The sequence below is a fragment of the Rhodoferax sp. XS2R6 genome, assembly GCF_056521365.1.
In genome coordinates this window covers 1,183,494-1,209,665 of record NZ_JBWMAY010000001.1, presented here as the reverse complement: position 1 = coordinate 1,209,665, position 26,172 = coordinate 1,183,494, and the positions used below count along the sequence as shown (strand labels likewise).

Annotated in this window: 25 protein-coding genes and 1 riboswitch; of the genes, 21 read left to right on the top strand and 4 right to left on the bottom strand. The window is 64.2% G+C overall.

Going from position 1 to position 26,172, the window contains the following annotated elements; genetic code table 11:
• Positions 1-60: 60 nt before the first annotated feature.
• The 13 genes from AC097A_RS05810 (at position 61) to AC097A_RS05750 (ending at position 13,839) form a co-directional block, all read left to right on the top strand.
• Positions 61-516 (top strand): MerR family transcriptional regulator, encoded by a 456-nt coding sequence (locus tag AC097A_RS05810; RefSeq protein ID WP_479620104.1) that lies wholly within the window; start codon positions 61-63, stop codon positions 514-516.
• 12 nt (positions 517-528) lie between these two features.
• Entirely contained in the window at positions 529-1,710 is a 1,182-nt protein-coding gene (locus tag AC097A_RS05805; RefSeq protein ID WP_479620103.1) for an isovaleryl-CoA dehydrogenase, read from the top strand.
• Positions 1,711-1,715: 5 nt separating this feature from the next.
• Positions 1,716-3,731 (top strand): LTA synthase family protein, encoded by a 2,016-nt coding sequence (locus AC097A_RS05800; RefSeq protein ID WP_479620102.1) that lies wholly within the window; start codon positions 1,716-1,718, stop codon positions 3,729-3,731.
• A gap of 8 nt (positions 3,732-3,739) precedes the next feature.
• Positions 3,740-4,405, top strand: coding sequence for a carbonate dehydratase (can, locus tag AC097A_RS05795; RefSeq protein ID WP_479620101.1), 666 nt, complete (start codon positions 3,740-3,742; stop codon positions 4,403-4,405).
• A 66-nt stretch (positions 4,406-4,471) separates the two neighbouring features.
• Positions 4,472-6,304 (top strand): bifunctional isocitrate dehydrogenase kinase/phosphatase, encoded by a 1,833-nt coding sequence (gene aceK / locus AC097A_RS05790; protein WP_479620100.1) that lies wholly within the window; start codon positions 4,472-4,474, stop codon positions 6,302-6,304.
• 13 nt (positions 6,305-6,317) lie between these two features.
• Positions 6,318-6,971, top strand: a complete 654-nt coding sequence (locus tag AC097A_RS05785; protein ID WP_479620099.1) for a tetratricopeptide repeat protein — start codon at positions 6,318-6,320, stop codon at positions 6,969-6,971.
• Positions 6,972-7,010: 39 nt separating this feature from the next.
• Positions 7,011-7,111, top strand: a riboswitch (TPP riboswitch).
• Between the two features lie 86 nt (positions 7,112-7,197).
• The gene (gene thiC / locus AC097A_RS05780) at positions 7,198-9,087 is read left to right on the top strand and encodes a phosphomethylpyrimidine synthase ThiC (RefSeq protein ID WP_479620098.1); all 1,890 of its coding nucleotides are present in this window, start codon (positions 7,198-7,200) and stop codon (positions 9,085-9,087) included.
• A 2-nt stretch (positions 9,088-9,089) separates the two neighbouring features.
• Positions 9,090-10,148: an FAD-dependent oxidoreductase gene (locus AC097A_RS05775; RefSeq protein ID WP_479620097.1), complete on the top strand. Its 1,059-nt coding sequence runs from the start codon at positions 9,090-9,092 to the stop codon at positions 10,146-10,148.
• Entirely contained in the window at positions 10,145-10,372 is a 228-nt protein-coding gene (gene thiS, locus AC097A_RS05770) for a sulfur carrier protein ThiS (protein ID WP_479620096.1), read from the top strand. Before AC097A_RS05775 ends, thiS begins: the two co-directional genes overlap by 4 nt.
• A 4-nt stretch (positions 10,373-10,376) precedes the next feature.
• On the top strand, positions 10,377-11,273 hold the full coding sequence (locus AC097A_RS05765) for a thiazole synthase (protein WP_479620095.1): 897 nt from the start codon (positions 10,377-10,379) through the stop codon (positions 11,271-11,273).
• A 67-nt stretch (positions 11,274-11,340) separates the two neighbouring features.
• The gene (gene thiD, locus AC097A_RS05760; RefSeq protein WP_479620094.1) at positions 11,341-12,804 is read left to right on the top strand and encodes a bifunctional hydroxymethylpyrimidine kinase/phosphomethylpyrimidine kinase; all 1,464 of its coding nucleotides are present in this window, start codon (positions 11,341-11,343) and stop codon (positions 12,802-12,804) included.
• A 34-nt stretch (positions 12,805-12,838) separates the two neighbouring features.
• Positions 12,839-13,291: a zinc-ribbon domain containing protein gene (locus AC097A_RS05755; protein ID WP_479620093.1), complete on the top strand. Its 453-nt coding sequence runs from the start codon at positions 12,839-12,841 to the stop codon at positions 13,289-13,291.
• Positions 13,288-13,839, top strand: a complete 552-nt coding sequence (locus AC097A_RS05750) for a hypothetical protein (RefSeq protein WP_479620092.1) — start codon at positions 13,288-13,290, stop codon at positions 13,837-13,839. The genes AC097A_RS05755 and AC097A_RS05750 overlap by 4 nt, the downstream gene beginning before the upstream one ends.
• Positions 13,840-13,861: 22 nt before the next feature.
• Here AC097A_RS05750 and AC097A_RS05745 read toward each other — a convergent pair whose 3' ends face one another.
• On the bottom strand, positions 13,862-15,343 hold the full coding sequence (locus AC097A_RS05745) for a Do family serine endopeptidase (RefSeq protein WP_479620091.1): 1,482 nt from the start codon (positions 15,341-15,343) through the stop codon (positions 13,862-13,864).
• Positions 15,344-15,473: 130 nt separating this feature from the next.
• Here AC097A_RS05745 and AC097A_RS05740 point away from each other — a divergent pair, with 130 nt between their 5' ends.
• The 7 genes from AC097A_RS05740 (at position 15,474) to AC097A_RS05710 (ending at position 21,050) form a co-directional block, all read left to right on the top strand.
• Positions 15,474-16,655: an acetyl-CoA C-acyltransferase gene (locus tag AC097A_RS05740; RefSeq protein WP_479620090.1), complete on the top strand. Its 1,182-nt coding sequence runs from the start codon at positions 15,474-15,476 to the stop codon at positions 16,653-16,655.
• An 85-nt stretch (positions 16,656-16,740) separates the two neighbouring features.
• Positions 16,741-17,430, top strand: coding sequence for an SDR family oxidoreductase (locus AC097A_RS05735; RefSeq protein WP_479620089.1), 690 nt, complete (start codon positions 16,741-16,743; stop codon positions 17,428-17,430).
• A 38-nt stretch (positions 17,431-17,468) separates the two neighbouring features.
• Positions 17,469-18,599, top strand: coding sequence for an acyl-CoA dehydrogenase family protein (locus tag AC097A_RS05730; protein ID WP_479620088.1), 1,131 nt, complete (start codon positions 17,469-17,471; stop codon positions 18,597-18,599).
• Positions 18,600-18,606: 7 nt separating this feature from the next.
• Entirely contained in the window at positions 18,607-19,524 is a 918-nt protein-coding gene (locus AC097A_RS05725) for an MBL fold metallo-hydrolase (protein WP_479620087.1), read from the top strand.
• A gap of 16 nt (positions 19,525-19,540) precedes the next feature.
• Entirely contained in the window at positions 19,541-19,963 is a 423-nt protein-coding gene (locus AC097A_RS05720) for a rhodanese-like domain-containing protein (protein WP_479620086.1), read from the top strand.
• Positions 19,963-20,379 (top strand): YchJ family protein, encoded by a 417-nt coding sequence (locus AC097A_RS05715; RefSeq protein WP_479620203.1) that lies wholly within the window; start codon positions 19,963-19,965, stop codon positions 20,377-20,379. Before AC097A_RS05720 ends, AC097A_RS05715 begins: the two co-directional genes overlap by 1 nt.
• The gene (locus tag AC097A_RS05710; protein ID WP_479620085.1) at positions 20,376-21,050 is read left to right on the top strand and encodes an HAD family hydrolase; all 675 of its coding nucleotides are present in this window, start codon (positions 20,376-20,378) and stop codon (positions 21,048-21,050) included. Before AC097A_RS05715 ends, AC097A_RS05710 begins: the two co-directional genes overlap by 4 nt.
• Here AC097A_RS05710 and AC097A_RS05705 read toward each other — a convergent pair.
• Genes AC097A_RS05705 through AC097A_RS05695 form a run of 3 tightly spaced genes read right to left on the bottom strand, consistent with a single transcriptional unit; the run spans position 21,047 to position 24,433 of the window.
• On the bottom strand, positions 21,047-21,715 hold the full coding sequence (locus AC097A_RS05705; RefSeq protein WP_479620084.1) for a glutathione S-transferase family protein: 669 nt from the start codon (positions 21,713-21,715) through the stop codon (positions 21,047-21,049). The genes AC097A_RS05710 and AC097A_RS05705 overlap by 4 nt on opposite strands.
• Before the next feature lie 11 nt (positions 21,716-21,726).
• Positions 21,727-23,349 carry an AMP-binding protein gene (locus tag AC097A_RS05700; RefSeq protein WP_479620083.1) on the bottom strand — a complete coding sequence of 541 codons (1,623 nt, stop codon included), beginning with the start codon at positions 23,347-23,349 and terminating at the stop codon, positions 21,727-21,729.
• A gap of 52 nt (positions 23,350-23,401) precedes the next feature.
• Entirely contained in the window at positions 23,402-24,433 is a 1,032-nt protein-coding gene (locus tag AC097A_RS05695; protein ID WP_479620082.1) for an AraC family transcriptional regulator, read from the bottom strand.
• 122 nt (positions 24,434-24,555) lie between these two features.
• On the opposite strand from AC097A_RS05695, the gene AC097A_RS05690 reads away from it, so the two are divergent.
• Complete coding sequence (locus AC097A_RS05690; RefSeq protein WP_479620081.1) at positions 24,556-26,163, top strand: carboxyl transferase domain-containing protein; 1,608 nt, start codon at positions 24,556-24,558, stop codon at positions 26,161-26,163.
• The last annotated feature ends 9 nt before the right edge of the window (positions 26,164-26,172 follow it).

Here is a 26,172-nt window from a genome sequence, read left to right as displayed (position 1 = left end):
AACCTTGACGGCATTGTAGACAGGCACCGCCTGCCGCGCTGTCGCCACTTTTACCGCACCATGAGCACCACTTACAGCATCAGCGATCTGGCCCGTGAGTTTGACCTGACCACCCGTGCCATCCGGTTTTACGAGGATCTGGGCCTGTTGCAACCCGAGCGCACCGGCCCGGGTGGACGCAACCGCGTGTACAGCGGCCGCGACCGTACCCGGCTCAAGCTGACGCTGCGCGCCAAACGGCTGGGCCTCTCCCTGACCGAGGCGCGCGACATCATTGAGATGTACGACAGCCCGCGCGACACGGGTGCCCAACTGCAGAAGTTTCTGGACGTGTTGGCCGCCCACCGCAAACAGGTGGAAGAGCAGATGGCCGAACTGCAGGCCAACCTGGACGAGATCAAGGTGCACCAGCGCGAGGCCCGCGCCCTGCTGGCCGCCAGCGAAGCCAAGGCCGGCAAACCTGTCGCCAAGGCTGCTACCAAGAAAGCCGCCTTAGCGGCAAGCACAAGACCATAACGAGGAGAAACCATGAACAACTTGCCCGGCCTGAACTTCCAACTCGGCGAAGACATTGACGCACTGCGTGACGCCGTGCGCGAATTTGCGCAGGCCGAAATCGCGCCCCGCGCGGCCGAGATCGACAAGACCGACCAGTTCCCCATGGACCTGTGGCGCAAGATGGGGGACCTGGGCGTGCTGGGCATCACCGTGGGTGAGGAGTACGGTGGCGCCAACATGGGTTACCTGGCGCACATGATTGCGATGGAAGAAATCTCCCGCGCTTCCGCCTCAGTGGGCCTGTCCTACGGCGCGCACAGCAACCTGTGCGTGAACCAGATCAAGCGCAATGGCACGGACGCGCAGCGCGCCAAGTACCTGCCCAAGCTCATCAGTGGCGAACACGTGGGCGCGCTGGCGATGAGCGAGCCCGGGGCTGGCTCCGACGTCTTGAGCATGAAGCTCAAGGCCGAAGACAAGGGCGGCTACTACCTGCTCAACGGCAGCAAGATGTGGATCACCAATGGCCCCGACGCCGACACACTGGTCGTCTACGCCAAGAGCGAACCCGAACTCGGCGCACGCGGCGTTACGGCGTTTCTGATCGAAAAAGACATGCCGGGTTTCAGCATCGCCCAAAAGCTCGACAAACTGGGCATGCGCGGCAGCCACACCGGTGAGCTGGTGTTCAATAACGTGGAGGTGCCGCTGGCCAACGTGCTGGGCGGCGTCAACAACGGCGCCAAGGTGCTGATGAGCGGGCTGGACTACGAGCGCGCGGTGCTGACCGGCGGCCCGCTGGGCATCATGCAGTCCGTCATGGACAACGTCATCCCCTATATCCACGACCGCAAGCAGTTCGGCCAGAGCATTGGCGAGTTTCAGCTGATCCAGGGCAAGGTGGCCGACATGTACACCGTGCTGCAGGCGGGCCGCTCGTTCGCCTACACCGTGGCCAAGAACCTGGACCTGCTGGGCACCGAGCATGTGCGCCAGGTGCGCAAGGACTGCGCATCCGTCATCCTGTGGACGGCCGAGAAGGCCACCTGGATGGCGGGCGAGGGCGTGCAGATTTTTGGTGGCAATGGTTACATCAACGAATACCCGCTGGGCCGCCTGTGGCGCGACGCCAAGTTGTACGAAATCGGGGCTGGCACCAGTGAGATTCGCCGCATGCTGATCGGCCGGGAGCTGTTCGCGGAGACAATGTAGGGCTGATGAAGTCCACAATTATCCGCACACTGAACACACTCCTCCATGGCACCCTGCGCGGTCTGCTGCGCGCCTGGGTGCTGGTGGTGCCACTGGTGCTGGCGCTCAGCCTGATTCGGCTGGGCCAACTGGCGTACTTTTGGCCCAGTGGTTACCAGGCTTCCAGCGGTGACCTGACCGCAGTGGTGGTCCAAGGCCTGCGTTTTGACCTGAAGGTCAGCGCCATTGCCGGCTTTTTGCTGCTGCTGGTGCTGCCTTGGGTATCCGGCAAGGTGCAGGCCCGTATTGCCGGTGGGGTGGCCTTTGTGTTTGTGATGGCCTCGCTGGTTAACCTGCACTACTTTGGTTTTTACAAAACACCGATTGACTCTCTGGTGTTCGGGCTGGTGGAGGACGACACCGCCGCCGTGCTGGAAACCATCTGGCGCGATTTTCCGGTCATCTGGACCCTGCTGCTGGCGGTTGCACTGACCTGGGCCGCCATCGCCCTGCACCGCGGGCTGGTGCGGCGCCTGCAGCCCGACACCCTGCTGCAGACCCGCCATGCCCTTACCAAACTGTTGGTGGTCGTGCTGGTGTTGTTTGCCATGTTGTTTGCGGGCAAGGGCACCTTGCGGCAGATGGCGTTGCAGCGCCAGCATTTGACGGCGACCACCTCGCAGTTCCTCAACGACATGGTGCCCAACGGGGTTATTGCCCTCAAGTACGCGTGGGACAGCCGGGGCCAGTCGCAAAACCTGTCGGACCCGCTGGTGGGCCTCCAGGCCATGGGGTTTGAGTCGCCGCAGGCCGCAGCCCAGGTGCTCGGTTTGCCCGTGGGGTCGGACGATGAAGTCAAGGCCGCGCTGTACCAGCACGACCCGCTGCCCATGGGCACTGCCAAAAAGAACCTGGTGTTCTTCCTCATGGAGTCGTGGAGCGCCGAGCCCATGCTTTACCAGAGCCCGAAGTTCGACGTGCTGGGCCGCCTGGCACCCACGTTGACCGACCCGAGCAAAGCCTGCCACTTTCGCAACTTTGACTCGGCCCACGCGGGCACCCACCCCTCGCTGGAAGCCATTTTGTTTTCTACCCCCATCACCCCGCTGACGCTGGGCGACGTGGGGCGCAAACCCATCCCCTGGGCGCTGGCCAAGGTGGTCAAGGACGCGGGTTACCAAACGCTGTTTGTCACCTCGGCCCGCTCGGGCTGGCGCGATCTGAACCGGGTGCTCAAGGTCCAGGGCTTTGACGAAGTGGTGGACGCCAACACCCTGAAAGAAGCCTACCCCGAGGCCACGCTGGGCATCTGGGGCGTGTGGGACAGTTATGTCTTCCAGTACCTCAGCAAACGCATGGCGGCGCAGCCTACCGACAAACCCTTGTTTGTGTTTGTGCTTACCAGCACCAACCACCCGCCGTATGACCTGCCCGCGGACTACCAGCGCGTGCCGCGCGACATGGACCTGTGGAAGGGCGAAACCAGCTCGGAGACGCTGATTCCCAACCTGGACAGCTACCACTACGCGGCAGACTTGCTGGGCGGTTTTGTGCAGGAAATTCAAAACGGCCCGCTCAAGGACAGCACGCTGATTGCCGGCACCGGGGACCACAATGTGCGCTCCTTTGGCGTCTACGCCGAAGCCAGCCGCCGCTACCTGGTGCGCCAGGTGCCGTTTGTCATCTGGGACAACAAGCTCCAGTGCGGCAACCAGCTGGACCAACCCGCCAGCCACCGCGACATGTTCAACACCCTGCTGCCGCTGGCGGGTATTGATGTGCCGTACATCAACGCCGGGCGCAACCTGCTCAAGCCGCTGCCCGCGCAGCCCGACCCGATGAATGCGCCGCGCGCCATGTTTTTTACTGGGGATGCGCGCAACGCCCAGGGCATGTGGCAACTGGGCAACCCCAACTCGTTTGTCTGCACCGGGGCCAGGCCGCCGGCGGGGCAGTGCGAGTTCAATGCGCTGGACGACCAACAGGAACGTGCCCGGTACGGACTTCTGGACTGGCATGTTCGCGTCTCACTTAGGAAATAATCACGGCTATGACTGACAAACTCAACGACCTCTTTTCCCGCAACCGCGAATGGGCCGCCGAGATGGAGCGCAGCCGTCCCGGCTTCTTCACCGGGCTGGCCAACCAGCAAAAGCCCAAGTACATGTGGATCGGCTGCTCCGACAGCCGCGTGCCCGCCAACGAAATCATCGGCCTGGCGCCGGGTGAAATTTTCGTCCACCGCAACGTGGCCAACGTGGTGGTGCATTCGGATCTGAACGCCTTGTCCACCATCCAGTTCGCCGTGGAGCGGCTCAAAGTCAAACACATCATGGTGGTGGGCCACTACGGCTGCTCGGGCGTGCAGGCTGCGCTGGAAGGCGCGCGCATTGGCCTGGCCGACAACTGGCTGCGCCATATCCAGGACGTGCGTGATCGCCACCGCGACATCCTCGACGTCATCCCTGAACACGGCAAGGCTGCGGCCCTGTGCGAACTCAATGCGATCGAGCAGGTGGTTAATGTGGCCCAGAGCACGGTGCTGCAAGACGCCTGGGCGGCCAACCAGGACGTAACCTTGCATGGCTGGGTCTATGGCGTGCACGACGGCCTGGTGCAGGATCTGCACATGACGGTGGGGCGCGAGGATGACCTCGAATTGTTGTACCGCGAGGCCATCTCCGGCGTGCGCCTTTTGCCTCGAAATTTAAGGTAAATAGGCCTTTGGCCCCCGTGGAATATGCGCGAGCAGCTATTAAAAACATAGTGACTGCTGCTCGCCATGTTCCCCACCCGCCTCGATTCCTCGGTCGCTTACGACATCGCCCGCGCGATGCTGGATGGTTTTAACCGCCACTACCAGCTGTTCCGCGCCGAAAGCGCACGCGCCCAACACCGTTTTGAGGTGGCCGACTGGCATGGCCAGCAGCGGGCGCAGCGCGAGCGCATCGAGTTTTACGACCTGCGGGTGAAAGAGTGCTCCAAGCGGCTGGAGCGTGAGTTCAAGGCCGGTGAGCAGGGCATGGACGAGTGGCAGCAGATCAAGCTGCATTACATCGGCCTGCTGGTGGACCACCACCAGCCCGAACTGGCCGAGACCTTCTTCAACTCGGTCACCACCAAGATCCTGCACCGCAGCTATTTCCAGAACGATTTCATCTTTGTGCGCCCGGCAGTCAGTACCGAGTACATCGAAAACCTGGTCTCCGCCGGCCGCCCCAGCCATCGCCCCACCTACCGCAGCTACTACCCCGCGCAGGAGGAGGTGCAGGCCCAGCTGCTGCGCATGGTGCAAGACTTCGACCTGCGTGTGCCCTTTGACGACCTGGCGCGCGATGCGGCACGTGTGAGCGAGGTGATGCGCACCCAGCTGGGCGACGTGACGCTGCGCGCCAACTTCCAGGTGCAGGTGCTGTCCAACCTGTTTTTTCGCAACAAGGGTTGTTACATCATCGGCAAGCTCATCAACGGGTTTGTGGAACACGGCTTTGCGCTGCCCGTGCTGCATGGCCCGAACGGCAAGCTGCGCATCGACGCCGCGTTGTTTGGCGAGGACGACTTGCTGCGCCTGTTCAGTTTTGCCCGGGCCTACTTCATGGTGGACATGGAGATACCCAGCGCCTACGTGCAGTTCTTGCGCGGCATGATGCCGCGCAAGCCGCGCAACGAGCTCTACAACGCGTTGGGGCTGGCCAAGCAGGGCAAGACGCTGTTCTACCGCGACTTTTTGCACCACCTGCAGCACAGCACGGACCAGTTTCGCATCGCTGCGGGCATCAAGGGCATGGTGATGCTGGTGTTTGATTTACCCAGCTACCCCTATGTGTTCAAGGTCATCAAGGACTACTTCCCGCACCAGAAAGAAACCACGCGCGAGCAGGTGAAGGCCAAGTACCAGCTGGTGAAGCAGCACGACCGCGTGGGCCGCATGGCCGACACGCTGGACTATGGCGACGTGGCCTTCCCACGCGAGCGTTTTAGTGACGCGCTGATGGCCGAGCTGCAGCAGTTTGCGCCTAGCCAGCTGGAGATTAGCGATCGTGATGGCGACGGCCAGACCGAGGTCATCATCAAACACCTCTACATCGAGCGGCGCATGATCCCGCTCAACATCTACCTGCAGGAGGCGTTTGACGCTGGTGGTGCCGACCCCGCCAACACCAGCCCGGCCGCGCTGCGCGCACGTGAGCAGATCACCCGTGCCGTCATCGACTACGGCTACGCCATCAAGGACATGGTGGCCGCCAACATCTTCCCGGGTGACATGTTGTGGAAGAACTTCGGCATCACGCGCAACAGCCAGGTCGTGTTTTACGACTACGACGAGATCGAATACCTGACCGACTGCAACTTCCGTAAAGTGCCCGAGCCGCGTAACGAAGAGGAAGAAATGTCCGGCGAGATCTGGTACCGCGTCGGCCCGCACGACGTATTCCCCGAAACCTTCGCGCCATTCTTATTGGGCAACCCGCTGGTGCGCGAGGTCTTCATGCAGTACCACGCCAACCTGCTGGCCCCGGCCTTCTGGCAGACGCAAAAGGAGCGCATTGTGGCGGGCTATGTGCATGATGTGTTTCCGTATGAGCGAGAGAAGCGGTTTATCAACAAAGTGTGAAGGGGATAGGGGGATGAAATACAAAAATATACTGGTGTGCGCGCTGCTGTGTGTGGTCAGTTTGTGGTCGTATGCGCAAATCAATCTGCAACCCAAATACGGGGGGCAGACGAAAAATCCTGCACAACTAGCGGCGGATGCTGACCTTCTTGCGGCGGCGGATAAGGCGTTTGGCAATGACCGCATTAAGGCTGCCAATGAGGTCGCTACGAGAGGGTGGACGCTACTCCGCGGAGGCAAACTGGATGACGCCATGCGTCGCTTCAATCAGGCGTGGTTGCTCAATCCGGAGGACGGTTCTGCCCTGTGGGGCATGGCCGTGATCGAGATGGGTAGGCAGCGCATGGCCTCGGGGCATGCGCTGTTTGAGGAGGCTGCAAAAACGATGTCCCAAGATATCGATTTCCAGGTGGACTATGTGCGTACCAAGGCCCAACTGGCAGACAGTGAAGCAGAGTTGAAGGAAATCTGGCCGGAGTTTGCACGCATCCATACCAAGGCGCCCGATCACACATTGAACTTGCAGAACTGGGCAATCAGCTACTTTTTGGTTGAACGTTACCAAGAAGCATGGGGCAAGATTCTGCTAGCCGAAAAGACGCCGCGCGCACGCGAGTTGGATCCTAACTTCATCAAGGCGCTGAACGAGAAAATGCCGCGACCTTGAGTTGTGGCCCGGGCAGGGCAGAGTGACTTGTCGTACACTCCGCCCTGCCCGGGGTGCGCAATGGTTGCGCTGAGATGGATTCCGAACCCGCGAACTTGATCTGGTTCATACCAGCGTAAGAAGTGCAGCGCAGCCGACGGCAGAATGCCGTCCGGGCGGCGTCTTTTCTCATCAGTTTGCGGGGCAGGTGTCTTTTCTGTCTTCGGGTCTTAACCGGAGAACTCCCGTGAACGCACCCGACAAACTCGCCCAGTTCATTCGCCTCACGCGCGAACCACTTCCCGCCTCCACCAAACGCTACCTGCAAGGCAGCCGCCCTGACATCCAGGTGCCGCTGCGCGAGATTTTGCAGAGCAATGGCGAAGCGATCACGGTGTACGACACCTCCGGCCCCTACACCGACCCGCGTGCCGACATCGATGTGCGCCAGGGCCTGCCGTTGGTGCGCCAGGGCTGGGTGGATGGCCGCGGTGACACCGAACTCTACGCAGGCCGCAAGCCCTTTGCCTTGGACGATGGCCTGAAGAACGGCGAGACCGATGCGCTGGCCGCCTTGCGCGCCCAGGCCGCCGGCCTGCAGCGCCAGCCGCGCCGGGCACGCAGCGGCGCTAACGTGACGCAGATGCACTACGCCCGCAAAGGCATCGTCACCCCCGAGATGGAGTACGTGGCCCTGCGCGAGAACCAGAATCTGGAATGGCAGGCGCAGTACCTGGGCAATGCCGAGCGCGAAGCACGCCTGGCCGGCAACAGCTTTGGCGCCAGCATCCCCAAGGTGGTAACGCCCGAGTTTGTGCGCGATGAGGTCGCGCGCGGCCGCGCCATCATCCCCGCTAACATCAACCACACCGAGCTGGAGCCCATGGCCATTGGCCGCAACTTCCTGGTCAAGATCAACGCCAACATTGGCAACTCGGCCATCACCTCTAGCATCGAGGAAGAAGTGGAAAAGCTGGTCTGGTCCATCCGCTGGGGCGCAGACACCGTGATGGATCTGTCCACCGGCAAAAACATCCACACCACGCGCGACTGGATCGTGCGCAACAGCCCCGTTCCCATCGGCACCGTGCCGATCTACCAGGCGCTGGAGAAGGTGGGTGGCATTGCCGAAGACCTGACCTGGGAGATCTTCCGCGACACGCTGATCGAACAGGCCGAGCAGGGCGTGGACTACTTCACGGTGCACGCTGGCGTACGCCTGCCCTTCATCCACCTGACGGCCAACCGCGTGACCGGCATTGTCTCGCGCGGCGGCTCCATCATGGCCAAGTGGTGCATTGCGCACCATAAAGAGAACTTCATCTACACACACTTCGATGAGATGACGGAGATCATGAAGGCGTATGACGTGAGCTACTCGCTGGGTGATGGCCTGCGCCCCGGCAGCGGTGCCGATGCGAACGACGAGGCGCAGTTTGCCGAGCTGCGTACGCTGGGCGAGCTCACGCACAAGGCCTGGCAGCAGGATGTGCAGGTGATGATCGAAGGCCCTGGCCACGTGCCCATGCACATGGTGCAGGCCAATATGACCGAGCAGCTCAAGCACTGTGGTGAGGCCCCGTTCTACACCCTGGGCCCACTGACCACGGACATTGCGCCGGGCTACGACCACATCACCAGCGGCATTGGCGCGGCCATGATCGGCTGGTTCGGCACCGCCATGCTCTGCTACGTCACACCCAAGGAACATCTGGGCCTGCCGGACCGTGAAGACGTGAAGGTCGGCATCATCACCTACAAGATTGCCGCCCACGTGGCCGATGTGGCCAAGGGCCACCCCGGCGTGCGGGCGCGGGATGACGCGTTGTCCAAGGCGCGCTTCGAGTTCCGCTGGATGGACCAGTTCAACCTCTCGCTGGACCCGGAAACCGCCAAGCAGTTTCACGATGAAACCCTGCCTGCCGAGGGCGCTAAGGTGGCTCATTTCTGCTCCATGTGCGGCCCCAAGTTCTGCTCCATGAAGATCACGCAAGAAGTCCGCGAGTACGCCAAGAACCTGGGCGTGAGCGACGAGCAGGCGCTGCAGTCGGGCATGGACGTCATGTCCGATGAGTTCAAGAAGGTGGGCGGGGAAATTTATATCCCCATCGCTAGAGCCGAAGACATCAAGGCCTGACCGTGGCAGCGAAGCGCATCGGCATTGCCGGCGCGGGGGTGCTCGGGCGGCTGCTGGCATTCACGCTCAGCCGCGCGGGCCACGCCGTGCAGGTGTTCGACCCCGCGTCCGGTCCCGGGTTAGGCCCCGATCCACGCGCGGACTCGGGCTCGCTGGCCGCAGGCTGGACGGCTGCCGGCATGCTGAGCCCCGTGGCCGAGTTGGAGCGTGCAGGTGCTGAAGTGTTTGCGCTGGGCCTGCGCTCCTGCGCGCTGTGGCCGCAGATCGTGCAAGGTTTGGATCAACCCGTGGAGCTGCGTATGCAGGGCAGCCTGCTGCTCGCGCACCGTAGCGATGCGGGCGCCGCCCAACGCGTCGTGGGTCTGCTGCAGGCCAAGGCCGATGCGCCCTACCAGCCGCAACCGTTGACACCGGCGCAGTTGCGCGAACTAGAGCCCAGTATCAGCGGCCCGGCACTGGCCTGGCTGCTGCCGTGTGAAGGTCAAATCCATCCGATCCAGGCGCTGCAGGCCCTGGCGGCGCAGGCCACGGCGCAGGGTGTGCAATGGCATTGGGGCACGACGGTGAGTGCGGTGGAGGCGAGTGTTTTGCGCGTGGGCGATGCACAGCACCGCTTCGACCATGTGTTCGACGTGCGCGGTGTAGGCGCCAAGCCCGCGCTACCCGTGCGTGGCGTGCGTGGCGAAGTGTTCTTGCTGCACGCGCCCGGCGTGCAGTTGCACCGCCCCGTGCGCCTGCTGCACCCGCGCCATTCGGTCTACCTGGTGCCGCGGCCCGGCGATGTGATCGTAGTCGGCGCTAGCGAGATCGAGAGCGAAGACCGCTCGCCCGTGTCGCTGCGCAGCACGTTGGAACTGCTGAGCGCCGCGCACAGCGCCATCCCCGCACTGGCCGAAGCGCGCGTGCTGCACACCGAGACCAATCTGCGCCCCGCGCTGCCCGACAACCTGCCCGTGGTGCGCCACCGCGCAGGCACAACAGAAATCAACGGCCTCTTCCGCCACGGCTGGCTCATCGCCCCCGCCCTGGTGGAGCAGGCCCTGCACGAGTTATCGCTATGAGTACAACAGACACTGCACTGCCCACCATCACCGTGGTGGTGAACGGCAACCCGGAAAGCACCACCGCCCGCACCCTGCAAGCCTGGGTAGAAGCGCGCGGCGTCTTGCCCGCAGGCCTGGCCACCGCAGTCAACGGCAATTTCGTACCGCGCAGCCTGCGCCCGCAGCAGCCGCTGGTCGAGGGCGACTTCATTCTGACCTTCCAACCGATTGAAGGAGGTTAAGAATATGCGAGTCACACCAAGAGACTGGGAGGCAGAGCGCTCTGCGCAGGTAAAGGAGGAGCCCGCACAGCGGGCGGGGGACACGGAGCAGAACGCGCTGACTTCCAGGCTCCCCCCCGAGCAGAGCCAATGGCACATAGGCGGCCGCACCCTCACCAGCCGTTTCTTCCTGGGCACCGCCAGCTATCCGTCCCCCCAGGTCCTGCAAGACGCCATCACGGCCTCCGGTGCGCAAGTCGTCACCATGGGCCTGCGCCGCCAACTGGCCCATGGCGCAGAGGTCGGCGACTTCTTTGCCCTCATCCAAGCCACGGGAGCCCACCTGCTGCCCAACACCGCTGGCTGTTACACCGCCCGCGAAGCCATCACCCTGGCCCACATGGCACGCGAGCTGTTTGACACCACCTGGATCAAACTCGAAGTGGTGGGTGACGCCCACACCCTGCAGCCCGACCCGTTTGAGCTGCTTACAGCCGCCACGCAACTCGTCAAAGATGGCTTTGAAGTCTTCCCCTACTGCATGGACGACCTGGTGAGCTGCAAGCGCCTGCTGGACGTGGGCTGCAACCTCCTCATGCCCTGGGGCGCACCCATCGGCTCGGGCCAGGGGCTGGTCAACCCCGGCGCGCTGCGCACCTTGCGCGCGCGCCTGCCTGGTGTGCCTCTCATCGTGGACGCGGGCATAGGCTCGCCGGCCGACGCGGTGCAGGCCATGGAACTGGGGCTGGACGCCGTGCTGCTCAACAGCGCTGTGGCCCACGCGATGGACCCGGTGCGCATGGCGCGTGCGTTCAAGCTGGGCATCGAATCCGGCCGCTTGGCGTTCGAGGCCGGCGTCATGGCCCGCCAGGACATGGCCGTGGCCTCCACGCCGGTGGTTGGTCACCCCATCTTGCTCTAAGGTTGCTATGAAAAAAGAAGCTGCTCGCGCACTACCCACGAGGGCTAGAAGCACTTTTGACACTGAAGTGCGTTCGGTAGCGGCTGACACGCGCCCCGTGGTCTGGAGCATTGCCGGCTCCGACTCCGGCGCCGGCGCAGGTCTGCAGGCCGACCTCAAAGCCCTGCAAGCCTTTGGCGTGCATGGCTGCACCGCCGTGGCCGCCATCACCGCGCAGAACTCGGTGGCCGTTACCCGCGTGGAGCCCGTCAGCGCCGAGCTGCTGGACGCACAACTGGCGGCGCTGGCGCAGGATATGCCGCCCCAGGCCATCAAGACCGGCCTGCTGGGCAGTGTGGACAACGTGCGCGTCGTTCGCCAGTGGGTGGATCGTTTGCGCGCGCAGGGGCTGCCCGTGGCGCTGGTGGTGGACCCGGTGCTGGGCTCCACCACGGGCGCCAGCTTTGCAGGCGACGCTATGGTGCAAGCCTATGTGCAGGAGCTGCTGCCACGCGCCACGCTGATTACGCCTAACCGCGTGGAAGCGGAGCGCTTGGGCCTGCGTGCGGGGCAAGCGTATGAAGTGGGGCAGCCCTCGGTGGTCATCACCGGTGGCGACGACGCGAGGGCCAACGGATTGGCCAGTGACTGGTTCAGCAGCCCCGAGGCCAGTGGCTGGCTCAGCCTGCCGCGTGTGGACACCATCCACCACCACGGCACCGGCTGCACCTTCGCGTCCACCGCCGCGGCTGCGCTGGCCAGTGGCTACTGCGTGGCCGACGCGGTGGTGCTCGCCAAAATGGCCACCACCCACGCACTGCGCCATGCCTATGCTGCAGGGCAGGGCGCAGGTCCTGTGCAGGCGCTGCTGGACTTCGCGCAGCACGCCGACAACCTGCCTTGGCTGCAGGCCCAGCCCGGCGCACAAAGCGCCTTCTCGAATTTGAGCAACCCGGCCCTGGGTGTCTATGCGGTGGTCGACAGTGCCGCCTGGGTGCGTCGCGTGCTGGCCGCGGGTATCCGCACCGTCCAGCTGCGCATCAAGGACCCGGCTGAGCCCTCACTGGCTGCGCAGATTCAGGAGTCCATTGCCGCGGCGCGCGCCATACCCGGTGCGCAACTCTTCATCAACGACCACTGGCAACTCGCCCTGCAGCATGGCGCCTATGGCGTGCACCTGGGCCAGGAAGACCTGGACACCGTGGACCTGGACGCCCTGAGAGCAGCCGGCGTGCGCCTGGGCCTAAGCACCCACAGCTACTGGGAAGTCGCCTGTGCCTGGGCCCTGCGCCCCAGCTACATCGCTTGCGGCCCCATCTTCGCCACGCAGAGCAAAGACATGCCCTGGATCCCCCAGGGATTGGATAACCTGCGCTACTGGGCAAACGTGCTGCCACTGCCCGTGGTGGGCATTGCGGGCATTGATGCCAGCAATGTGGCGGAGGTTGCGGCCACGGGTGCGGCCAGTGCCGCGGTGATTTCCGCTGTTACCAAGGCAGAGTATCCCGAGGGAGCGTGTAGGGCTTTGATCGAGAGATTTGAAATTCAGTAGTTATAGTGCGGCCATCAAATATGGAGCCGTGCTTATGGAGGTTCATCGCCCAACGACCGCCGCTGCAGACCCGGAGCTCTGGTCAGACAAGAGCAAGCAGTCTTACTCGTATCACTACATACGTGATTACTTGGATATCCGCTATGTATGCAGTAAGTGCAGGGCTGACAGTGTCTTCACCGCTCAAGATCAGAAGTACACCTTTGAGACAAAGAAAGCGAGTATTGATCAGCGGCGCAGTCTTTGTGGGGCGTGCTGGTCAGAGGCACATCGAATTCGAGCTCAGATAGCCGATTTCGACGCACGGTGGCTTGATTCGAAGGCGAAGTTACAAAAGGACCTGGAGTTTTTGAAGCACTGGATGGCTCTGCTGGTCCATTTGGAGGAATTTTCTCCATACAAGCCTGACACTGCAAAGAAAAATATGATTCAAAAAATGTTGCGGTCTTCAGGGCAGACAAATCCCAATAATGAAGCAACTCCGTGATGAAACTGCTTCTATTGTTTTGTGCATTTCTTCTGGCATGTTTTGCAGCGCAAGCCGAGGACGCCACTTCGCGGCTTGTTCAACCAAGTAAATCGTCTCTCAAACTCGTTCAACTCAAAAGTTCACAAGAATTGCTTGCGGAATTCTCGGGGAGGCTTTGGGTTGAGGGAACTCTGTTTGGCGTATGGGCAGAGGGCAGTGACCGATTGGCTGAGACTACGCCTGAGTACACGCTTGTGCCAAATGCGGGGTCGAGGGCAAAGCTCCCTCACTTTGTCATCAACGATCCGCCGCACTTAAATAGCTACAAAGTGAAGTCAATCGAAATTAAAAATGGCGAGGAAGCTTTGCGTTTCGCGATTGGTCGTAATGCGATTCAGAGATTCATCGAAAAGAAAACAGGCTTTGTGCGCGCAACTGGACGGTTTCAGCTGGAGGAATTTTCAGTTGGCGTTGAATGCGATGCGGCTTGGGCCAAGGCGAAGGTGTTGCGCATGCAGTTGCCTGAAAAGGCCACTCAGCATCAAAAAGCATTGGAGGGATGCTGAGTGCGGGCGTTTCGCCTGACGCTCAGGGAGCCTTTCCTGTTGTGGCCGCCATCGCCACAAAATTCTTGTCTCCTCCATGCTGCATCAGCAGCGCCACCGCCCCCTTGGCCTGCACTAGCAGGGCGCGGGCCTGCTCCACGGACGTAACGGGCACATGGTTGATGGCCAGCAGAATGTCACCGGGGGCGATGCCGGCCTTGTCGGCGGCTTCTTGGACGCCTTCGATCATCAGGCCGTAGCGCGCGTCGGCGGCGCGTTGTTCCACCGGTAGCAGGGGGCGCACAGCCAGGCCGACGGGCGCAAGCACGGGGACGTTGGGTGTCGCGTTGGTCACGGGTTTGCTCAATGCGGGGTCGTCCATGGTGGCGCGGGTCTGCACGGGTTTGCCGTTGCGCAGCACGTCCACCAGCACCTGCTGGCCGGGCACGGCCATGGCCACCCACAGGGGCAGGTCGTTGGCCGCTTCAATGGTGTGGCCGTCAATGCCCACAATCACATCGCCTAACTGCAAGCCGGCTTTGGCCGCCGCACTGTCGGCGCGCACGTCCGCGATCAGCGCGCCCATGGGCTTGGGCAGCTTGAAGGCGTCGGCCAGCGCCTGTGTCACCTCTTGCGCCGAAACTCCGAGTACGCCGTGCGACGCATGGCCCGTGGCCACAATCTGGCGCTGCACCGATTGCGCCAGGTCAATCGGTATGGCAAAGCTCAGGCCCTGGTAGCCGCCGCTGCGGGTGTAGATCTGCGAGTTGATGCCCACCACCTCGCCACGCGCGTTGAACAACGGGCCGCCCGAGTTGCCGGGGTTGATGGCCGCATCGGTCTGGATGAAGGGCACGGTGTAGTCATCCGGTAGGGTACGGCTCTTGGCACTGACCACGCCGGTGGTCACCGTGTTGTCAAGTCCAAACGGGGAGCCAATGGCCAGTACCCATTCACCCACGCTCAGGTCGGCCGGTTTGCCTATGGTGACGGTGGGCAGGTCGCTCGCCTCAATCTTGAGCACGGCCACATCGGTCTTGGCGTCGCTGCCCAGCACCTTGGCCTTGAACTCACGCCGGTCGGTGAGCTTGACGGTAACTTCGCTGGCGTGGGCAATCACGTGCGCATTGGTGAGCACCAAGCCATCCGCGCTGACGATGAAGCCGGAGGCACGCGCACTCACAGGGATCTGCATGCTGGCACCGGTGGCACCAAACTGCTCCTGGAACTTGCGCAGGAACAGTTGGGTGGGGTCTTCGCTGTCGGCGCCCTTGGCGTTGGTGCCGCTGTCCTTGCTGTCGGCCGTAATGAGCCGCGTGCCGCTGACACTGATGTTGACCACGGCTGGGCCGTAGCGCTGCACGATCTGTGTGAAGTCGGGCGTGCCCAGCGTGCGAATGGCCGGTGGCGACGCACTGCTGGGGCTGGCGGTTTGCGCATAGCCGGGGACCAAGAGGCTGGCGCTGGCCAGGGCGAGGAGGGCGGTGCGCGCCAGGCGCGGCATGGAAGGGGCAAAGGCTTTCATGTGGCCCATGGTGCCGGGCCCGCATGAAGACGTGTGTGCCGCAGGTGAAGCCGCGGTAAAGTTTTTTCTGCCACAATTGACGTTTACGTAAACGTCAATTGCGTTCAACCCCTGCCAACCGAGGAACACCATGCCAGACTCCATCGTGATCGTCAGCGCCGCCCGCACCCCCATGGGGGCTTTTCAGGGCGATTTCTCCAGCCTTGCCGCCCATGACCTGGGCGGTGCCGCCATCCAGGCCGCCGTGCAGCGCGCGGGCATCAGCCCGGAGCTGGTGACCGAAGTGCTGTTTGGCAACTGCCTGATGGCGGGTCAGGGCCAGGCACCTGCGCGCCAGGCGGCGTTCAAGGGTGGCCTGCCCAAGAGCGCGGGCGCGGTCACCTTGAGCAAGATGTGTGGCTCCGGCATGCGCGCGGCCATGTTTGCGCACGACATGCTGCTGGCGGGCAGCCACGACGTGCTGGTGGCTGGCGGCATGGAAAGCATGACCAACGCGCCACACCTGCTGCTCAAGGGCCGCAGTGGCATCCGCATCGGCCACGACCGCGTGATGGACCACATGATGCTCGACGGCCTGGAAGACGCCTACGAAGCTGGCCGCTCCATGGGCACCTTCGGCGAAGACTGCGCCGCCAAGTACAGCTTCACCCGCGAACAACAAGACAACTTCGCCACCGCCAGCGTGCAGCGTGCGCAAGCAGCGATTAAAAGTGGCGCGTTTGAAGCGGAAATCACCCCCGTGACCGTGAAGACGCGCGCGGGCGATGTGCAGATCAGCGTGGACGAAGGTCCCGGCAAGATCAAGCTCGACAAGATCCCCACGCTCAAGGCTGCGTTCAAGAAAGACGGCACCATCACCGCCGCCAGCAGCAGCTCCATCAACGACGGCGCGGCCGCCATGGTGATGATGCGCGCAGGCACCGCCGCCGAGCTGGGCTGCAAGCCGCTGGCCCGCATCGTGGCGCACACCACCCACGCGCAAGAGCCCAACTGGTTTGCCACCGCCCCCGTGGGCGCCACCCAAAAACTGCTGGCCAAGGCCGGATGGAAGGTGGAAGACGTGGACCTGTGGGAAATCAACGAAGCCTTTGCCGTGGTGCCCATGGCGCTGATGAAAGAGCTGAACATTCCGCATGACAAGGTGAACGTGAACGGCGGCGCCTGCGCGCTGGGCCACCCCATCGGCGCCTCCGGTGCGCGCATCATGGTGACCTTGATCCATGCGCTGCAAGCGCGCGGCCTCAAGAAGGGCGTAGCCACCTTGTGCATTGGCGGCGGTGAAGCCACCGCGCTGGCGCTGGAGTTGCTATAAATTCAGGAGCTGCTCGCGCATATTTCGCATTGGCTAGAGTGCTATTTCTTCCAAATACGGGCGCGGCCTGCGTTGAAGGGGACACATGAGCAAGACAGTGTTTGTCATAGGCGCATCGCGCGGCATTGGCCTGGAGCTGGTGCGCCAGTACCTGGATGCCGGTGAGCGCGTGATTGCCACTGCGCGCGACGAGGCGGGGCTGGCGCGCCTGCGCGACCTGGGCGCGCAGGCCATGAAGCTGGATGTGAGCAACCCTGCCAGCGTCAGCGGCCTGAGCTGGCAGCTGGACGGCGAGAAGATTGATGTGGCCTATTACGTGGCCGGGGTGTTCAGCACCGAAGACGCCAAGTCCCCGCCCACGCAACAGGCCTTTGACTCCATGATGCACGCCAACGTGCTGGGCGCCATGCAGGCCCTGCCGCAGGTGGCGCCTTGGGTGGAAGAGGCGCACGGGCAGTTCGTATTTTTGACCAGCGACTTTGCGCAGATTGGCGCCGTGCAAAGCAGCCGTGCCTGGGTCTACCACGTGAGCAAGGCCGCGCTCAACATGGCAGTGGTGGCCGCGCAGCCCGACTACCCCAAGGCCCAGTTTCTGCTGATCCACCCCGGCTGGGTGCGCACCGACATGGGCACCCCCGATGCGCCTTTGCTGCCCGAGGAAAGCGTGGCCGCCATTCGCACCACCGTGGCGGCGCGCAAGACCGGCAAGGCCCGCTTGGCCTGTGACGACGTGCCCTACCTGCGCTGGGACGGTACGCCTTTCTCTAGCTGGTAAGTCCCACAAACCATAACGACCCGAGAGAGACAAACCCCATGCTGCTGACCCAAGACCAGGAAATGGTGCGCGACGCCGTACGCGCCTTTGCGCAGGCCGAACTCTGGCCGAATGCCGCCCAGTGGGACAAGGACCACACCTTTCCCAAGGCCGCCCACCAGGGGCTGGCCGCGCTGGGTGCCTATGGGATCTGCGTGCCTGAGCACCAGGGCGGCGCGGGGCTGGACTATGTGACGCTGGCGCTGGTGCTGGAAGAAATTGCCGCGGGCGACGGCGGCACCAGCACGGTCATCAGCGTGACCAACTGCCCGGTGAACGCCATCCTCATGAAATACGGAAACGCGCAGCAGTACACGCAATGGCTGGAGCCGCTGGCGCAGGGCCAACTGCTGGGCGCCTTCTGCCTGACCGAGCCGCATGTGGGCAGCGATGCATCGTCACTCCGCACCACGGCCGTGAAGGATGGCGACAGCTACGTCATCAACGGCGTCAAGCAATTCATCACCAGCGGCAAGCATGGCGATGTGGCCATCGTCATCGCCGTGACCGACAAAGGCGCGGGCAAGAAGGGCATGAGCGCCTTTCTGGTACCCACCAACGCACCCGGCTATGTGGTCGCGCGGCTGGAGGACAAGCTGGGCCAGCACAGCAGCGACACCGCCCAGATCAACTTTGACAACTGCCGCATTCCGGCCGAAAACCTCATCGGCAAAGAGGGCGAGGGCTATGGCATCGCCCTTGGCGGGCTGGAGGGCGGGCGCATCGGCATTGCCGCACAAAGCGTGGGCATGGCGCGCAGCGCGTTTGAGGTAGCCGTGGCTTACGCCAAGGACCGCCAGAGTTTTGGCCAACCCATCTTCAACCACCAGGCCGTGGGCTTCCGGTTGGCCGACTGCGCCACACAGATCGAGGCGGCGCGCCAGCTCATCTGGCACGCCGCAGCGCTACGCGATGCAGGTCGCCCGTGTTTGAAAGAAGCCGCCATGGCCAAGCTGTTTGCCAGCGAGATGGCGGAGCGTGTGTGCAGCGCCGCCATCCAGACTCTGGGTGGCTACGGCTATGTGAGCGACTTCCCGGTGGAGCGCATCTACCGCGATGTGCGCGTGTGCCAGATTTACGAAGGCACGAGCGACGTGCAGAAGATCATCATCCAGCGCGCGCTGGGCTGAGGCATCCATGGCTGTCACCTTGCCTCCCGGTGTCACCGTTTTCGAGCGCGGCTGGCTTTCCAGCAACAACATCCTGATCCAGGGCGAGGGCGGCAGTGCGCTGATCGACAGCGGCTACTGCACCCATGCGGACCAGACCCTGGCGCTGCTGGACTCTGCCCTGCAAGGCCGGCCGCTGGACCTGCTGCTCAACACCCATTTGCACAGCGACCACTGCGGTGGCAATGCGGGGCTGCAGGCCCGCTACCCGGCGCTGCAGACCCATATTCCGCCCGGCCATGCCGAGTACGTGCGCGTGTGGGATGCGCATGCGTTGAGTTACACGCCCACGGGACAGCAGTGTCCGCGTTTTGGGTTCAATGCGACTCTGCAACCGGGCACCGAAATGCGTCTGGGCGATGTGATGTGGCAGGTGCACGCCGCGCCGGGGCACGACCCGCACTCGGTCATCCTGTTTGAACCCGCGAGCCGCACGCTGGTGTCGGCCGACGCGCTGTGGGAGCGCGGTTTTGGTGTGGTGTTCCCGGAGCTGGATGGCGAGGGCGCGTTTGACGAAGTGGCGGCCACGCTGGATTTGATCGAGTGGCTGAACCCCGCCACTGTCATTCCCGGCCACGGCGCTGCGTTTGCCGACGCGCCCGCAGCCATCGCGTTTGCGCGCCAGCGGCTCAACGGCTTTGTGCAGAACCCTGCCAAGCACCTGCAGTACGCGGCCAAGGTGCTGCTCAAGTTCAAGCTGCTGGAAGCCCAGCGCCTGGAGATGGCCGCGCTGCTGGGCTGGGCCCGTGGCACCCCTTACTTTGCGGCCATGCTGGCCACGCACTTTGCAGGGCAGAGCTTTGAAGCGGCGGCCGGCCAGTTGGTGCAGGACCTGGTGCGCTCCGGCGCCGCCACGGTGCAGGGTTCGCTGGTGCTCAACGCCTGAACTGAAGGAGATTTTCATGCCCATTACCAAAGGATTCCGTGCCCTGGTGGACACTGCCATGGCGCAGGTCACCACCTACAGCGTGGCCGAAGTGCTGGCCAAGTTGCAGAGTCCGCGGGTGCAGCTGGTGGACATCCGCGATATCCGCGAGCTGGATGCGGGCACGGCGCTGGGTGCCTTCCATGCGCCACGCGGCATGCTCGAATTCTGGGTGGATCCCGACTCGCCGTACCACAAGAAGCTGTTTGCCGACGAGCACAAGGAGTTCATCCTGTTTTGTGGCCTGGGCTGGCGCAGCGCACTGGCCGCCAAGGCGCTGCAGGACATGGGCATGACCAATGTGGCCCATATGGACGGTGGCTGGGAGGGTTGGGTGCAGGCCGGCGGCCCGACCGAAACGCTGGACCAGCAGAAAGCCCGCCGCGCCGCCAAGGCATGATGGTGGGCATGAAACGTTGTGAGATAAATTCCGCCTGCCCCTGCGGCAGGCTGCACCAGAAGAAACCCCTCGCTTACGGCGCTTGCTGCGGTCGCTGGCTGGAGACCGACACCCCCGCGCCCGACGCCGAAAGCCTGATGCGAAGCCGCTACAGTGCGTTTGCGTTGGAGCGCGAGTCCTACCTGCTGCGCACCTGGCACGCCAGCCACCGCCCGCCCAGCATGGAGTTTGAGCCCGGCGTGAAATGGCTGGGGCTGGAGGTGCGCCGCCACACGGTGACCGATGCCTCCCATGCCGAAGTCGAGTTTGTGGCACGCCAAAAGCCGCTGGCGGGCCCCGCCGTGCGCCTGCACGAACGCAGCCGCTTTGTCTTGGAGAACGGCCACTGGCTGTATGTCGATGGAGATGCTCTGTGAAATTTGATGCCGTGTTGTTTGACTGCGATGGTGTGCTGGTGGACAGCGAGCCGATTACCAATGGCGTGCTGCGCGACATGCTGGCCGAGCAGGGCTGGCGGCTGAGCGTGCAAGAGTGCATGGACATTTTTGTGGGCAAGGCGGTGATCGACGAGCGCGCCCGCATCGAGGCGGAGACCGGCAAGCCGCTCACACCCGAATGGATGGCCGAATTCCGCCTGCGCCGCAACGTGGCGCTGGATGCTGAGGTGGCTGCCATTGACGGTGCGGTAGCCGCGGTGGCGGCCGTGCATGCCAGTGTGCAGGGGCGCATTGCCTGCGCCTCGGGGGCCGACCGGGCCAAGGTGGAAATGCAGCTGCAGAAGGTGGGCCTGTGGACCTACTTTGACGGGCGCGTGTTCAGCGGGCACGAGATGCCTCGCTCCAAACCGCATCCCGATGTCTACCTCGCTGCGGCGCAGGCCTTGGGTGTGCCCGCCAGCCGCTGTGCCGTGGTGGAGGACACGGTGACAGGCATTACCGCCGGCGTAGCCGCAGGCGCCACGGTGTTTGCCTATGCGCCAGCGGGTCAAGGCGATGCGCTCATCCAAGCCGGTGCCCACCAGGTGTTCACGCACATGGACGCCCTGCACGCCTGCCTGCTGGGCGCGGACCTGCGCCAGCCCGCCTAGGGCCGGATGTCGGGCGAGGGCGTGGTCGGCACGCCCTGGTCCAGTGCCGCTTGCTGCTGTACCCGCAGCGCGCGCTGGTAGGCCGGGCGCGCCTGCAGGTGTTGCCAGTAGGCAGCCACGGCGGGTGGAAACTGCGCCGACAGGCCCAGGTGCTGCGCCAGCAGCAGCGCATAACCCACGGCCACATCGGCTGCGGTAAATCGATCTGCACACAGATACTTTGCGTTCTGCAGCGCGCCATCCACCGCGCGCAGGCGCGCCAGAAACCAGCGCGCGTAGTCCGCGGCTACCTGCGGCTGCAGGCGCTCCGGTGGTTCGAAGTGGGTGTAGCGCAGCACCAGGGTTTGCGGGAAGGTGAGCGTGGCGTCGCTCATGTGCAGCCAGTTCAGGTAGACCCCATAGGCCGTGTCGTCTACCGGCACATCCAGTTGGCCAGCGCTGTGGCGTGCCGCCAGGTACTGGCACATGGCGGCGGACTCGGTCATACGCGTGGGGCCGTCCACCAGCAGTGGCACTGTGCCCAGCGGGTTCTCCTGCAGGTAGTCACGCGCCAGCGCGCGGGGCGGAAACGGCAGCATGCGCAGGTCGTAGGGCAGGCCCAGCTCCTCCAGCAGCCACAGGGGCCGCAGGGAGCGTGCACTGACGCAGTGGTGCAAAACAATCATCGCGGTATTCCTCAACGTTTCTTGAACGCGCGCAGGTCGTGCATGCCGGGCAGGGTGCGCGGGTCGCTGCCTTCGGGGAAGATGCGGTGCTTCTGGATCTTCTGCGTGCCGGTGGTGGGAATTTCGGGCGCAAACCAGAGCCAGCCCGGCGCCTTGTAATAGGCCAGTTGCTGGTGGCAAAAGTCGAACAGCGCGCGTGCCGTGTCAGCGCTCTCTGCGCCTTGCTTGAGCACCACGCAGGCCAGTACCTCTTCTTCACGCACATCGTCCGGCAGCGCCATCACGGCCGCATTAGCCACCAGCGGGTGCGTCAGCAGCAGGGCCTCCACCTCGGCCGCAGCAATGTTTTCGCCGGAGCGGCGGATGATGTTCTTGCGCCGGTCCATGAAATGGAACATGCCGTCGGCCCCGCGCACCACCACGTCACCGGTGTGGAACCAGCCGCCGCGCCAGGCATCCGCCGTGGCCTCGGGGTTGTCCAGGTAGCCGCTGAAAAAATGGCGCCGTGGGGTGGCCGCGCTGTGGCGGATGACGAGCTCGCCGGGCGTGCCATCTGTCAGCACCTGGCCCGCCTCGTCCATCACGCAGGCGTCCAGCCCGGGGCGGGCGCGGCCAAAGGCGCGGGTGCCCACTTGGCGAGGCGCCTGGCAGTCGCACAGCGGGCGCACCATCTCGGTCATGCCCCATAGCTCCAGCAGCGGGAAACCGTAGCGGGCCTCAAACACGGCATGCAGTTGCGGCTCCACGCCGGCGCCATAGCCAAAGCGCACGCAGTGGGCGCGCTCCAGTGGGCTCTGGGGCTGGTTCAGCAGCATGGGCACCACCACGCCCAGATAGTGCACGATGGTGGCGCGGCTTTGCACCACCTCGGCCCACCAGCGGCTGGGCTGGAAGCGGTCGGTCTGCACCTGGCAGCCACCGCTGAGCAGCATGCAATAGAAGGACAAGATGGACGCGTTCACATGGAACAGCGGCAGCGGGTTGTAGAGGCGCTCTTGCCCTTCACGCACTGCGCCCAGCCCGCCTTGGTGGGCGTACCAGTGGCCGGCGGCCAGCTCGTAGGTGTGGGACAGCACGCAGCCCTTGGGTTGGCCCGTGGTGCCCGAGGTGTAGAGGATGCTGGCTGGCGTGTCGCCCACCGGTTCTCCGGCCTGCGCGGGTGTTGCAGGGGCTGGCAAGGCTTCGTGTGGCAGCGCCTCCAGCGTGCGCACTGGGGGCTGGTGCTGGGTCAGGGCGAGTGCCGCCTGCACGGTCTCCAGGCGGCTGGCTAACACCACGACCGAGTCCACACGCGCATGGTCGATCAGGTAGGCCAGCTCGCGCGGGCGGTAGTCGGGGTTGATGGGCACGCAGCACACACCCAGGCTGTTGAGGGCCAGCTTGTGCAGCATGTGTTCCGGCCGGCTCTCCAGAAACAGGCCCACGCGGTGGCCCAGGCCGTAGCCAGCGGCGCGATACTGCACCATCAAGCCACGCACCGTGTCGGCGGCCTCGGCATACGTGATCTCGCGGCCCTCGGGGTCGTAGGCACGTACCGGGTTGGCAGGCACGGCCAGCAGGCTGTGGGGGGCGTAGCGCGTGCAGGCCGCAAAAAAGGCTTGGCCTATGGTGGTGGCGTCGTCAATGGTGATCATGGGCCTAGTCTATGAAGGGCGCGGGCGCAGCGTGCGCCAACAAGGCCACAAATCACGCCAGCGGCGTGGCGCTGCGGCGGAACTCGGCCGGGGACCGGCCGGTCCAGCCCTTGAAGGCGCGGATAAAACTCTTCTCGTTCTGAAAGCCCGCCGCCTCGGCTACCTGCTTGACGGGGCGCTGGGTGCGCAGCAGCAGCTCGGTGGCGCGGCTTTGGCGCACCTCGTCTTTCAGGGCCTGCAGCGTGGCACCTTCCTCTTTGAGCTGGCGGTGCAGGGTGCGTGGCGACACGTGCAGCAGCGCAGCCAGTGCCTCGGCGCCGTGCGTGTCCTGTGGCTGGGCGCCCAGCAGCTGGCGTACGCGCTGCACCAGCAGGCGGTCGCGCCGGTACTGCAGCACCGTCAAGGGCAGGGCGTGCTGCAGCATTTGCTGCAACGCTTTTTCGTCGCGCCGCAGCGGCAGCTGCAGGTACTGCGCATCAAAAGTAATAGCAGCCTGCGCTTGCCCGAAGCGGGTGGGGCCCGAAAACAGTACCTGGTAGGCCTCGGCGTGCGCCGGCGCCGCAAACGGAAACTGCGCCTGCAAGAGCGGAATGCGAGAGTCCACCAGCCAGCAGGCCAGGCCATGGATGTTGCGCAGCACCGAGACCAGGCAGAACTCGCGCAGCGCGCCCCGCTCGCCCAACTCCCGGTGCTCGGCAATGCTGATGCTGGCCGTGCTGCCGCTGGTTTGCAGCGTGAGGGTGATGTCGTCGGTGATCAGACCGTGGTGGCGGCACCAGCGTGTCACGGCCAGCGCCAGCGTGGGCGCGCTGATGGAGGCGCGGGCCAGCATGCCGTAGCTGCCCCAGGGCAGGCGGCGGCTGAACCAGCCCAGTGCCTCGTCGTCCAGCTCGCGCATGGCCAGGTCCGAGATGCGCTCCATCTGCCAGGCGGTGATGCGGGCCTGGTCCTGCAGTACCTGCTCTGGCGCAATCTGTGCCTGCGCCAGGGCGCTGGATGGGTCCTGCCCATAGCGCGCGTAGGCGGCCACGATAGCTTGGACAAAGGCCATGGGCGTGGCGGCAATGGGGCTGGGGTGCGGCATTCCCCCAGTGTGCCAAAAAATGCGCCAGCTGTGGCAGGATTTGCAACCTCGGTGGCGTCCCGCCCGGCAGGTGGTGGACGCACAATGCCTGCTGACTGTCCAACCCCTGACCGGATGCGCCCATGACGATTCTGGAATCCCAGCTCAACCCCCGCTCGGCCGACTTTGCCGCCAACGCCAGCGCCATGCGCGCCCTGGTGGACGACCTGCAGGCCCAGGTGGCCCGCATTGCAGAAGGCGGAGGCGAGGCGGCCCGTGCCAAACATGTGGCCCGCGGCAAGCTGCTCCCGCGCGACCGCGTGGCCATGCTGCTGGACCCCGGCACCCCGTTTCTGGAGCTGGCGCCCCTGGCCGCGCTCAATGTGTACGACAACGCCGCGCCCGGCGCCGGCATCGTGGCGGGCATTGGCCGTGTCAGCGGGGTGGACTGCATGATCGTCTGCAACGACGCCACCGTGAAGGGCGGCACCTACTACCCGTTGTCGGTCAAAAAGCATTTGCGCGCACAGGAGATCGCAGCGCAAAACAACCTGACCTGCATCTACCTGGTGGACAGCGGCGGCGCCAACTTGCCCAACCAGGACGAGGTGTTTCCCGACCGTGACCACTTTGGCCGCATCTTCTTCAACCAGGCCAACATGAGCGCCCAGGGCATTGCGCAGATTGCCGTGGTCATGGGCAGCTGCACCGCCGGTGGCGCCTATGTGCCGGCCATGAGCGACGAGACCATCATCGTGAAGAACCAGGGCACCATCTTCCTGGGCGGCCCGCCGCTGGTGAAGGCGGCCACGGGCGAGGTGGTGACGGCGGAAGACCTGGGTGGTGGCGATGTGCACACGCGCCTCTCCGGCGTGGCCGACCACCTGGCGCAGAATGACCTGCACGCGATTGCCCTGGCCCGCCAGGCGGTCGCACATTTGAATAAAAAGAAGCCTCCAGCCCTCGCCACGCTTGCGCTAGCAGCTCCTAAATATGTAGCGGAAGAGTTGTACGGCGTGATCCCCACCGACACGCGCAAGCCGTTTGACGTGCGCGAAATCATCGCCCGCATCGTGGATGGCAGCGAGTTCCACGAGTTCAAGCCGCGTTACGGCGCCACGCTGGTGACCGGCTTTGCGCACATCGAAGGCATGGCCGTGGGCATCATCGCCAACAACGGCATCCTGTTCAGCGAATCGGCCCTCAAGGGCGCGCACTTCATCGAGCTGTGCTGCCAGCGCAAGATTCCGCTGGTCTTCCTTCAGAACATCACCGGCTTCATGGTGGGCCGCAAGTACGAGAACGAAGGCATTGCGCGCAACGGCGCCAAGATGGTGACGGCCGTGGCCACCGCTGCGGTGCCCAAGTTCACCATCATCATCGGCGGCAGCTTTGGCGCCGGCAACTACGGCATGTGCGGCCGCGCCTACAGCCCGCGCTTTTTGTGGATGTGGCCCAACGCGCGCATCAGCGTCATGGGCGGCGAGCAGGCGGCCAGCGTGCTGGCCACCGTCAAGCGCGATGGCATCGAGGGCAAGGGCGGCGCCTGGAGTGCGGACGAGGAAGAAGCCTTCAAGGCGCCGATCCGCCGCCAGTACGACGAACAAGGCCACCCCTACTACGCCAGCGCCCGCCTGTGGGACGACGGCGTGATTGACCCTGCCGACACGCGCCGCGTGCTGGCCCTGGGCCTGAGTGCGGCATTGAACGCTCCTATTGAAGACACCAAGTTCGGTGTCTTCCGCATGTGAGGGGCTGGC

Coding starts and splice junctions, on each gene's coding strand:
- AC097A_RS05810 (WP_479620104.1), top strand. CDS start 61: ATGAGCACCACTTACAGCATCAGCGATCTGGCCCGTGAGTTTGACCTG.
- AC097A_RS05805 (WP_479620103.1), top strand. CDS start 529: ATGAACAACTTGCCCGGCCTGAACTTCCAACTCGGCGAAGACATTGAC.
- AC097A_RS05800 (WP_479620102.1), top strand. CDS start 1,716: ATGAAGTCCACAATTATCCGCACACTGAACACACTCCTCCATGGCACC.
- can (WP_479620101.1), top strand. CDS start 3,740: ATGACTGACAAACTCAACGACCTCTTTTCCCGCAACCGCGAATGGGCC.
- aceK (WP_479620100.1), top strand. CDS start 4,472: ATGTTCCCCACCCGCCTCGATTCCTCGGTCGCTTACGACATCGCCCGC.
- AC097A_RS05785 (WP_479620099.1), top strand. CDS start 6,318: ATGAAATACAAAAATATACTGGTGTGCGCGCTGCTGTGTGTGGTCAGT.
- thiS (WP_479620096.1), top strand. CDS start 10,145: ATGAGTACAACAGACACTGCACTGCCCACCATCACCGTGGTGGTGAAC.
- AC097A_RS05765 (WP_479620095.1), top strand. CDS start 10,377: ATGCGAGTCACACCAAGAGACTGGGAGGCAGAGCGCTCTGCGCAGGTA.
- AC097A_RS05755 (WP_479620093.1), top strand. CDS start 12,839: ATGGAGGTTCATCGCCCAACGACCGCCGCTGCAGACCCGGAGCTCTGG.
- AC097A_RS05745 (WP_479620091.1), bottom strand. CDS start 15,343: ATGAAAGCCTTTGCCCCTTCCATGCCGCGCCTGGCGCGCACCGCCCTC.
- AC097A_RS05740 (WP_479620090.1), top strand. CDS start 15,474: ATGCCAGACTCCATCGTGATCGTCAGCGCCGCCCGCACCCCCATGGGG.
- AC097A_RS05735 (WP_479620089.1), top strand. CDS start 16,741: ATGAGCAAGACAGTGTTTGTCATAGGCGCATCGCGCGGCATTGGCCTG.
- AC097A_RS05730 (WP_479620088.1), top strand. CDS start 17,469: ATGCTGCTGACCCAAGACCAGGAAATGGTGCGCGACGCCGTACGCGCC.
- AC097A_RS05725 (WP_479620087.1), top strand. CDS start 18,607: ATGGCTGTCACCTTGCCTCCCGGTGTCACCGTTTTCGAGCGCGGCTGG.
- AC097A_RS05720 (WP_479620086.1), top strand. CDS start 19,541: ATGCCCATTACCAAAGGATTCCGTGCCCTGGTGGACACTGCCATGGCG.
- AC097A_RS05715 (WP_479620203.1), top strand. CDS start 19,963: ATGGTGGGCATGAAACGTTGTGAGATAAATTCCGCCTGCCCCTGCGGC.
- AC097A_RS05705 (WP_479620084.1), bottom strand. CDS start 21,715: ATGATTGTTTTGCACCACTGCGTCAGTGCACGCTCCCTGCGGCCCCTG.
- AC097A_RS05700 (WP_479620083.1), bottom strand. CDS start 23,349: ATGATCACCATTGACGACGCCACCACCATAGGCCAAGCCTTTTTTGCG.
- AC097A_RS05695 (WP_479620082.1), bottom strand. CDS start 24,433: ATGCCGCACCCCAGCCCCATTGCCGCCACGCCCATGGCCTTTGTCCAA.
- AC097A_RS05690 (WP_479620081.1), top strand. CDS start 24,556: ATGACGATTCTGGAATCCCAGCTCAACCCCCGCTCGGCCGACTTTGCC.